The sequence below is a fragment of the Curvivirga sp. genome (assembly GCF_965219885.1).
GTDB lineage: Bacteria > Pseudomonadota > Alphaproteobacteria > UBA8366 > Aestuariispiraceae > Curvivirga.
The window spans coordinates 1-10638 of sequence record NZ_CBDCOT010000005.1 but is presented as its reverse complement, the minus strand read 5'-3'; the positions used below and the strand labels follow the sequence as shown (position 1 = coordinate 10638).

The window sequence follows — 10638 nt, the reverse complement described above, 5'->3', positions numbered from 1 at the left end:
AAGACTTGTGTAAGGTTGAACAACAAAGTCATATTGAAGGAGCCACATGTATGAGCACATCAAAAAACCACCTGATGTCAATGCTATGGGAAGTTTGAGGAGAAGGTAACCTTATCAAAGGCTCTCAACCTCCATTGTTTTGTGATGTTTCATTGGAAATGCATTGCCTCCAAGTTGTGCATTGAACACTGTGCAAAGCAAACACTTACCAAATGGATGATAGGCATGAAAAAACAAACTTTGTTGACCCTGACTGGGAAGTAATAACAGCAGATTTGGTTCATGACATGGCACAACAATACATGTTGCACAGTATGAAAATACCACAAAGCATAATTGCAAAATTGTCATCATATGAAAGGTCCCTAGGGGATGCTGCACACAAGAATTTTGCCATTATAGATGAACTGGGTGTCAGAAGCCCTCCATCAGTTGTGGTTGCCTGCCATAGTTGCAGGAGGCTTTGTGGCACATAGGCTTGGACATATCACACATCGCAATGATATAGATATTTTTGTTTATATTCCTCCATGGTTTGATGCTTCCACTCTTCCATGGAGATTTGGGCCATGCTTCCCAAATGTGCATACAGGAAGACACGCACCTGCAGGGATGAAGTAGGCCTAAATGTTTTGACATCCCATAACCATCCACGAGTGTCATGGCATGTAAAGTTTGCACCTGTGAATGAATACAATAACCTCAGCATGGTTGTTCAATGTAAGTCTGTAGGCGCAAGTAAAATGGGTTTGGTGGAGTGCATGTTATCAGCTCCTACTAATCAATCTGTGAAGTTTCTTGTTAACCCTTTTGAAAACCCAGTGGTTGTGCAGTTTATTTTACTTTATGCCAAGACTGAGGATGAGTGCTTAGAATTGTATGCCAACACAAGCCTCATGGTTCAGAAGATCCTCAATGGATTTGATATTGACCCCTGTAGGCATGTTTTGGGGTTAAATGGAAATGTCCTGTCCATGAAACAACTTGCATGCTGAAATCTGACAACTCAGATGATATGATATACATGTGAACATTTGACAAAGGTATTTGGCCAGCACAAGATCATGTGGAATGCAATGGGACCATATGTGGGTGAAGTGGCAAAGACCATGGTATGGCACTATATATGTGTGTGTCAACAATATATGTTTGAATGGTGAGCTTTCCTTGGGCTGCTAAGCATGCTGAAGCATATGTACATGCATATCAACTATGCTTGAACCCATTGCAAACACAAATGGAATGGGTGCACAATATTGCAGTACTGTCCCATGCGGAATTTCGGTATTATGTATTATAGTATTCGCAATATTTATATCAGTTAAAGTTATGAAAACGTGAAAACCGGTTAAAAGAATAATTCAATTGATATTGTAAAGATGTTGGTTCCATTGATAATGCAAATTATCAATAAATCTACTGAATTAAAGTTATAAACGATTGATATTGAATTTAATGATGTAGAAACAATAATCCGTATTGTTTCCAATATAAACCGGTTTTCATAAAGTAAAATATCAAACTATTAAAATTACTATGATTGGACTAAATCCGAGTTACTGAGTGGGTCTAGCGGATAAAACAATAGAAACAATAGAAAACCTAAATTTTAATTAATATTATGTATTTATTATTAAACAATTAAGCCGGAATGTCCATAATTTTGTATAATTTAAACGATTTACCATTATAAACCCATTTCCCCTTACTCAACAGAATCTAAAGAAGCTAAAATAAACGAAAAACATACATTAAATCATATCAATAACATCAATTATATCAATAAACCATTTCGCAAGTATTTAATATTTATACACAAACTTATAAATTATCTTTTAACATATATCAATTAATTAATCAATTACTCTAATACTTGCAAAGTATCAAGATAATCAAACGGTTTTATCAATAAAATATGCATATGAATTAGAAAACCATAATTAACAATTCTATCAAGTCCGGTTTATGTTAATAAATCACACAAATATATATTTTAGGTTAATACCCTTAAACCGGTGGGGAAATACCCCCCAAACCTCCCATAAACCCGCAAAGTTTAGCCAGAAAACCCTAAAATAAACCCAATTTAGAAGAAAGTGTTATTTCCCGCAAAACCCTTAAAAGAACCCTATAAAAATTATAAAAATATCAAAATAAATGATAATTGCGATATGTACACCTTTTCCAGCTGGAAAGCCTGGAAAAGGACATTCAACATGAATTTACAAGGACATTACAATTAAAAGTTGCTACTAAAAATCCATTTCAATATAAAATCATGACAAATCCGGTTATAGCATTTAATATAGTATTTAGCACAATATTTATCACAATTCCAGTATAAAATAGGTAACCAATCGGTAGATTAATGGCAAAAGATAGGAAAAACCGATATTAACCTACCTCAAACTAGGAAAATGGAGACTAACCGATGTAGAGCCAACACACCGGCTGGGACTGGTGGTAGATGGTAAATGTCCCCTAAAGACTCCATTCCTAGTAACAATCAAATAAGGCTCATTAAATTACTTTAAAAATAGCCTAAAACTGGTCGAAAGTGAATAAATCTAATGAAAATTACAATATTTACGAATTTCACAAATTTCTCAATATTTAGAATAATTTACAAATAGTATTAACCGGTTGAACAATTTTACTATTAAAACCACAGTAATTTGAGAGTCATTGGCTTAGCCCAGAGATCAAATAAATACCCAAAGTCAATCGAAAAATGCTAAACCAACAATTTACAGCAATTTCTAACAAAATACCAACCGGAAAACAATTTCAAAATAATTCCTACAACAATAATTAATATTAAATCAACCGACTTATACAATAAATTTAAAATTAGTTACATACTTGATACTGGAGTTGAAATCTCCTCAGCCTTTGCCCTGCCTTATAGATGACACATGTTGTTAGTTCAAAGGCCTGGCTTCAACTGAGGAGCTAAGTGCAAAGCAATTCACCACAATGACTTTTCCCTCCATGACCTGGCTGTACCGAAAGGCACAGTCAAGGCATGGGGAGATAGTCAGTATGGTGTTGATATTTGTTGACTCAGTACAATGTTAAAGTATTGAAATAATTTGCATAATTACTATTAGTATGAGGGGCACCAGGCGGTATAGAGGCACCTAATAGGTGACTGTTACCAAGCGAAATAGATCTAAAATTTCAACCGGTAAAAGACCACAAAATTAGGTGAAATATTCGAAATATTGTACAATATACCAAGCGGTTGGTCCCCTTAAATATTGGATTTCATCTGACAATTACAATTATAATTTATAAAAGGAAAGTGTTTCAATTTATGGCAAGTGATTGATCACAATTTCAATCTGTAGAAACAGTAGAGGAGAATAAGACCGGTAAAGGCTGTGTTTCTCTCTCACCCTTTCCCATTTTGACATTGCAAACAAACACTTAACCAAAAGAATAACACCGAAAGAGGAAATTATATAATAAAACAAATATTTTGACATCATTACTTGAAGGGAGTGAACCGGTTAAATACTGAGAGATACTGCAAATACTGAAAATATTGAAATATATTGAAGAATACTGAAAAATATTGCAGTATCCAAACGGTTCAAGAATTTATAATTTCCAACCGATTACACACACCCCCCAAATAATTTGCATGTCAAAATGTAAAATAAGAAGAAAAATACCAGAAAAATAGAGTATGTACTGTCATGAAAGATGAAAATTGGGTTTATAATTGATCTTGGATTTTGTAATTAGCCAATCGGAGCCAGTATGCAACTGAATCAATGCTGAACTATATGTTTAAAGAAAACATGCTTATAATTCAACATTTCCGATTGACTAATAGTAACAAAAAGATGAACTTGATACATATGCTAGGAAAACATGCCACCAACTTGTGAAAAGGTGAATAAATGACACGTTTAGAGCACATAGGCATTGTACCAAGTTCTATATTTGGGTAATGTCTTTGATATGGCAGTATAACCTTCCCCACCCCCAAATAGTGATTTATCTGGGTTTTGGGTTTAGGAAAACCGCCTATCCGACAAAACACACCCAAATGAGTATATATGTGAATCAGCCATGACATTGTGCACATTATAAATGCCAAAGGTACTGGGACCAGGGATCTTTACGAACTTTCACCATAGCTCATTGATTGAGCTTTCTAGCTGTTGGGCGTCCAGTAAGTGGCATCCAGTGATGTCCAGACCATTCAAAAACCCACCGGAACAGTACAGGGTTTACCCAGACCGTCCTGGACTTATTTTAAACAGTTCAGGACCACCAGATCTTACTCAACCACCCGGACCTTACTCTACCCATGGAAAGACAAGGTGTACCACCCATCAATGGGCGATTGGGTGGTACCACCCGTCCCATACAACAGCATACCTCAACGCAAAGGCTTCCCTGACCACCAAGCTGCTCCCTAACCCCCACTACTTCAGTCCTTGACCCGCCGTGAGCTACGCCGACCCGGCGCTTACAGGGTTGGCCAGCCAGTACTAGCCTATGCCCAAATGACCTGGAAACGTTCAGACACGCCCTAGGACGTCCAGACTCCTCAAGTTACGTCCATACACCCCAGGTACGTCCAGACCACCCTCAGATCACCCGTAGATCACCCACAGGTCACCTAAAACAGTACAGGAACTCCTGGAACGTCTGAAACTGAAACGAGAGAACTCCAGAGATTCTGATGCCTTCCAGGTCACCCAAACATAGGACTGGGGCCGCCATCATGGCTCACACCTACCCCTGGATATGTGGCGCATGTTTGTTACCTCACCACCCCTAAGGCTCCACCAGAGACACCCTGTAAGGCTTCCTTCGTCCGGATCAGGAGGCTAGAGTGAATGGTACACAACAGGGGCTGATGGTCCCAGTTAAACCAGATATTCCAGTCCAAACCCGTAGGAAACCTACCGGAATAAACCGGAATAAACCGGATTTAACCGGATGGAACACAACCTCCCCAAAATGTGGACCAAATACTCATCTCCCATTAGGCGAATCGGTCAATCACGACTAACAGACTGAACACCAGAGAGCACCCCTATCCCCTATAACCACCTAACCACAGGGGACCTTGGACTTACAATTATAATGGCAATTTCAGCAAAAATGTGAAAATCAATGTGCACTAGCTGATTCGGCGCGCAATACAATAGTTAAACAACATAAGAAACAACATTAAAGAAATTGTTTCCACCTTGTGGATAAACAATTTATAAACATGTAATGGTTGTTTCTGCCGCCACAGGCCTAACCGGTGCGGCTGCCTTACGTTTCGCTCTTGTATTGTAGTGATGCGGTACAGTGCCCTTGGCACTGTCAAAATCAGTTGAATAATTTAAATCTGAATCATCATCTGATGAATATCCAAAATCTCTATTGTGATGTAGGTACGACGGAACTGATGCAAAGCCATCTCTGCTGTCAGCAGAGGGAGGTACTGATCTCTTCAAGTCGAAGAGCTGACGTCTGTTTACCACCTTAGGCGGTGTGTATTTATCGGCGCCTAGCCGCTTTATGTAATACACGTTAGGCTCTTTATGATGGTCAGAAACATAATAGACATCAGACTTAAACTTGTCCTGAATCTTGTTTCTCCCTTCAGGATGGTTTCGCAACAGAACGTGGTTGCCTATTGGTATAACCAATTCCTTACCGGAAATCTGGCTCTGATTACGTTTATTGCTCTTCTTAATGTACTTTAAAGCCTGTTTATTGGCGAACATCATCGCATCAAGCTGTTGCTTTAACCAAACAGTCTTGGTCTTAAAGCTGTCAGACTTATAATGCGACAGGCCTAGCCAATCATCACAAGGTGTTGGAGCCTTGCGCCCGAACATAAGTTCGTATGGCTGAAATCCTGTTGATGAATGAGGAGTTGAATTGTAAGCATAGACCAAAGAAGGCACATAAGTAGGCCAATTTGGTTTCTGCTCCTTGGTCAAAGTCCTCATAAGGCCAAATAAGGTCCTGTTGAATCGTTCACATATTGCGTTGCCTCTGGGATTGTATGGCGTTGTTGTAGATTGGCGAATGCCATACATTTTACAAAGATGAGAAATGATCTCATTATCGAAGGACCGTCCCTGATCACTATGGATCCGGGCTGGAACTCCAAAAACATTAAACCATTTCTCAACTAATAGTTTGGCAACTATGTTAGCCTTCTGACTGGTAGTAACAAAGGCTTGACTATACTTCGAAAAGGCATCAGTGAGAATTAGAATATTCTCTTTTCCACCTTTCGAAGGATCAGCTTTGGTGAAGTCTATACAGAGCAACTCAAGTGGCTGATTAGCTGTTAAAGTGCCTTGTTGAGTTCTAGGCTCTGTATAGTCACCTTTGGCAATATGGCACTGTTCACATTGGGCAAGCCAACGGTCAGTGTCGACGAACATTGTGGGCCAGTACACCTTTGAACGTAATAATTCGGTAACACGTTGTGCTCCTTGATGACCATTGTCATCATGGAGGGATTGAAGCACGGAATTGCGTAATGAGAGGGGCAAAACTAACTGTTGAATTTCATCGTCGTCCAAAAATGTTCGGCGATGCAGGACACCCCGTATTAATGATAGTCGATCATACTGTAGAAGTAGTCGCCTAATAGGCTTCGACCTAATACGGTGTATCTCTGACAGTTTGGGTTTGACATTGCTGGCAACATATTCGTAGACTACTGATAATTGGTTACACCTCTTCTGCAACTCTGCCATCTTGGATGGAGATATGGAGTGGAAGAGTTTCACCTGATTCAGTTGAGTGTCTACTATACTTGGAGATTTAATGCCAATTGATGAATTAGCCTCACTCACATCTGCGGTGCTTACCTGGACTTCGTGTTTGATCTGACAGGGAATTTTGGTAGAATCTAGACAATTATCGAGGATTTGGGAAACCATTTGATAAGAAATTGCTTCCCATTCTTCCTCATCATCTGAAGACTCTGATGTTGAATCGGGATTTGCAGGCCGCCGACTTAGTGCATCAGCTGCCTGATTGGATTTTCCCGCCCTGTACTTGATGTCGAAGTCAAACAACGCGAGATCCGAAAGCCATCTGATCTGAGACGCGCCCAGTCGTGATGTGCGCACATAGGTCAAAGGATTATTATCAGTTAGAACAGTAAATTTACTGCCTATCAAATAATCTCTGAATTTCTCGCACACAGACCACTTTAAGGCGAGCAACTCTAGCTTTGCGGAACTGTAATTTCGCATAGATTTCTCATACGGCTTCAACGTGCGACTTGCATAAGAAATAACACGCATCTTGCCGTTGTCGTCCTCCTGCGAAAGGACAGCTCCTAAGCCCTTGAGAGATGCATCCGTCTCAAGAAGGAATGGTTTATTATAATTCGGATAAGCTAAAATTGGCGCTGATGTTAATGCCAATTTCAGCTTTTCAAATGAGTCATTATGTAGCTCTGTCCATTCGAATTTCGGGAGGTTCTGTTGTAATGGAGGTAGCCTAATCCTTGGACGACTTTTCTTCGTAGCTACAGGACGAATTAAATCGTGCAATGGATTAGCCCACTTCGCGAATTGTGGAACAAATCGACGATAGTAGGACGCTAACCCCAAAAACGAGTGAACCTCCTTTGCATTGGTCGGAACTGGCCAATCCTTTACCTTCTGAATTTTGTCGGGATTTGGAGAAATCCCATCTTTGGATAGTATATGGCCTAAAAATAGTACCTTGGACTGGAAAAAGAAACTTTTCTTCGGCTTAATTTTGAGATTAAAGTCTTGGAGACGTTCCAATACCATCTCAATCCTATTTAACATCTCATCGACAGAGCTGCTAAAAATGCAGATGTCGTCAAGATAAAACAAGAGTGTGAGATATTGTTGGTCACCAAGACACATCTCCATGAGGCGACAAAAACTAGCTCCCGCATTGGACAGTCCGAATGGCATACGAGTAAACTCATAGAGGCCAGACGAGCCTGCACGGAAAGCTGTTTTATGGATGTCAGCCTCATCCATAGCCAATTGCAGGTACCCTTGTGCCAAATCTATTGAGGTGAAACACATTGCTGACTTTACAGCCTGCAATGCTTCCTCAATGCGTGGTAAAGGAAATGAATCACGGACAGTTACGGCATTGAGAGCTCTAAAATCAATGCAGAGACGTATCTCACCAGTTTTCTTTCGCACGATAACTACTTGCGACGCATACGGGCTTCGAGATGGGCGTATAATCCCTTGTTTAAGCCATGTATCCAGGCATTTGCGCACTTCAGTTTGCAATTGCACTGGAATCGTACGATGCGGTAAGTAAACAGGTTTCGTGGTCGTGGTTGGTATCGTATGCTTGAGGCGGTCACAAAGACCTAAATCCTCATCGCATAAAGAGAATACGCCTTGATGATCGTAAACGAGCTCAAGGAATCGTTTCTGCTGTGATGGCGACAATTCCACTTCTCCGAAATTAACCGGAAAAGGGAGTCGCGCCAGTTCCTTATCAAAATCAAATTTCTTGGAATTGAACTTAGGTCTAGGCCCAAACTTAGGCCTCTCCTCCTGTTCAATTCCTTCAGTCGAATTCCTGTCTCCGGCTTTCTCTTCTGTCTGAATAGTATTGACAGAAAATATGTCTGCCTGTACGTCCGGAGTAGGTACAGGTTGGAACAGAACTTGAACGTCATCACCATCACGGGACATGGTGGAATGATAGTCCCATGGACAGTGATCTACCTCTACAATGTCTGCTGCTAGTAACTGTTGTTTGATCCAGACATTGTAGGAATTTGTGTTTACAAGAGTAACGGGTACTTTATTTGACTTGCTGGGAGTGACTGCGGTACGGTTGACCACGACCCCCAGCGGTAGATTATTTTGGGATCTTGCCTCAATCATACAGGAAAGTCGCCTGGCTTTCTTGGAAGTCTTGCCTTCTACGACTTTCACCGAATTGGCAGGGATACAAATGACCTTGCGTGGATCGCCAATCCACACCTGTCCAAGAATTGTATCCTGAGGATCAAGATCCTTGGGTACTGAATTGCAGTTGATATTTGAAGTTGTGGCCTGAATTTCACTATTAGATGTATGAGAATCATTCTGAACACTCTGACCCTTGCTCTGATGATACAGAGTACACATTTGGGCAAAGATCAGAGGATGAACCTCTTCTGGGCACCGAAAGGTTTCAAAGGCTTCGAATCCGAATACCTTCCCGAATTCCTCGTACCCGAGCCGGATCAGATTACATCCGATAACTCCGGGAGTACGGGTACTATATTGGGATTCAAGAACTGTACTAGGATCCTTGACCACTAGAAACCCAACAGATGGTATTCTGAAACCAAGAATAGAAACGTCGGCCTCAAAATATCTTGTGACCGGCATTTCTTGATTGTTAGCGGCAGAAAGGCGAAACAAAGAATGTGCTTCTGCCAATTCTTCCGCTGTTCCGCGTAATATCGGCAAAATGTATTTGTTAAAATACGCCTCACGAATGAGCGTCACCATGGATCCTGAGTCCAACAAAGATGGAACTTTTAAACCCAAGAATTCCATGGTAATGGACGGACATTGTGAGACTGCCCTTTTCAAAATACGCTGTTTGGTTTCATTAGACACGGCGCAGCTCTTTAAGGTTTTGACGATTTGTTCAAATCGATCCTCAAACTTAACTAAGGAAGGCGGGTCCAACTTAACCCCTCCCCTGACTCCTCGACCCTGGGGAGCAGGAGTTATCAGTTTAAACCCTCCTCCTGTTTCTTCTCCCGTTCTGCAATAAACTTGTTCCGGGCATCAAGCCTGAGACAATTTTCAAGCAAATGCCCGGTGTCTTTACAATAACGGCAGGATTGATCTGGATCGATATTTCCATCCTTACCTGCTGCCAACTGAGAAGGACGAGGCTTCCCTAAAAAGGGTTTTGGCGTGTACTGTTGATTCTGGTTCTGACTGGTCGACCTTCTGCTAGACTGACTAGTGAACCTAGTCTTTGTAGCAGAAAGTGCGTTGGAAAATGCCGTGGTCAATGTGGCTGGGGAAAGTAACTCCCTAATTTGCGAATTTTCAGCCACTGCCTGATCTAGCTTTTGTCGAAGATCCTTGATTTGGGCGGATTGCGCATGTATCTTCTTGTCCTTCTTGATGTTAGATGTTGAAGGTTTATTTGAAGATTTGATAGATGGTGGAGGCGCATCCGCTTCTTGGTCTTCTTCTTCTTCGACTTCTACAGCTTTTGTTGTGACTGGTTTTAAGCTGGCCTTCGCGATGGCTTTGCGACGAGTATCTAGGACTCGGGCCAACTCATTCCTGAACTCTGTGAAGGAGCATTTACGACATTTGAACCAAAAGAGTCTTAGCTATGGACGCGCTGTTTCGATCCAATAACTGACTCGCATAACGCTGCTTTAGGGTTGTATCCAAATTAACCCTAAAGTCAGGTTTTTTGATTATTACCTTGCGGGCCAAGATTTGGAGTTCGTCCGCAAAGGCTTCTTCTGTCTCCTTCAATTTCTGCGCACGGCTATAAAATTCCGCCAAAAGGTTCGCCTCGTCGTCGCCTCCTTGGATAGGTGACGCTCAAGTGTTTCAGCAGATCTTTGTATGTGATGACGCCGCCGCAAAGGTCTAATTGAAATTCGACCTCGCGATGGGCGTT

3 protein-coding genes are annotated in these 10638 nt (G+C 41.1%); 1 reads left to right on the top strand and 2 read right to left on the bottom strand.

Going from position 1 to position 10638, the window contains the following annotated elements:
- Positions 1-411 precede the first annotated feature (411 nt).
- The gene (locus tag ACOQOA_RS00095) at positions 412-621 is read left to right on the top strand and encodes a hypothetical protein (protein ID WP_420546667.1); all 210 of its coding nucleotides are present in this window, start codon (positions 412-414) and stop codon (positions 619-621) included.
- A gap of 4607 nt (positions 622-5228) precedes the next feature.
- On the opposite strand, the gene ACOQOA_RS00090 is transcribed toward ACOQOA_RS00095, so the two are convergent.
- Both ACOQOA_RS00090 and ACOQOA_RS00085 read right to left on the bottom strand, forming a co-directional pair.
- Positions 5229-9674 (bottom strand): RNase H-like domain-containing protein, encoded by a 4446-nt coding sequence (locus tag ACOQOA_RS00090; RefSeq protein WP_420546666.1) that lies wholly within the window; start codon positions 9672-9674, stop codon positions 5229-5231.
- A gap of 44 nt (positions 9675-9718) precedes the next feature.
- Positions 9719-10282, bottom strand: coding sequence for a hypothetical protein (locus tag ACOQOA_RS00085; RefSeq protein WP_420546665.1), 564 nt, complete (start codon positions 10280-10282; stop codon positions 9719-9721).
- Positions 10283-10638: the final 356 nt, after the last annotated feature.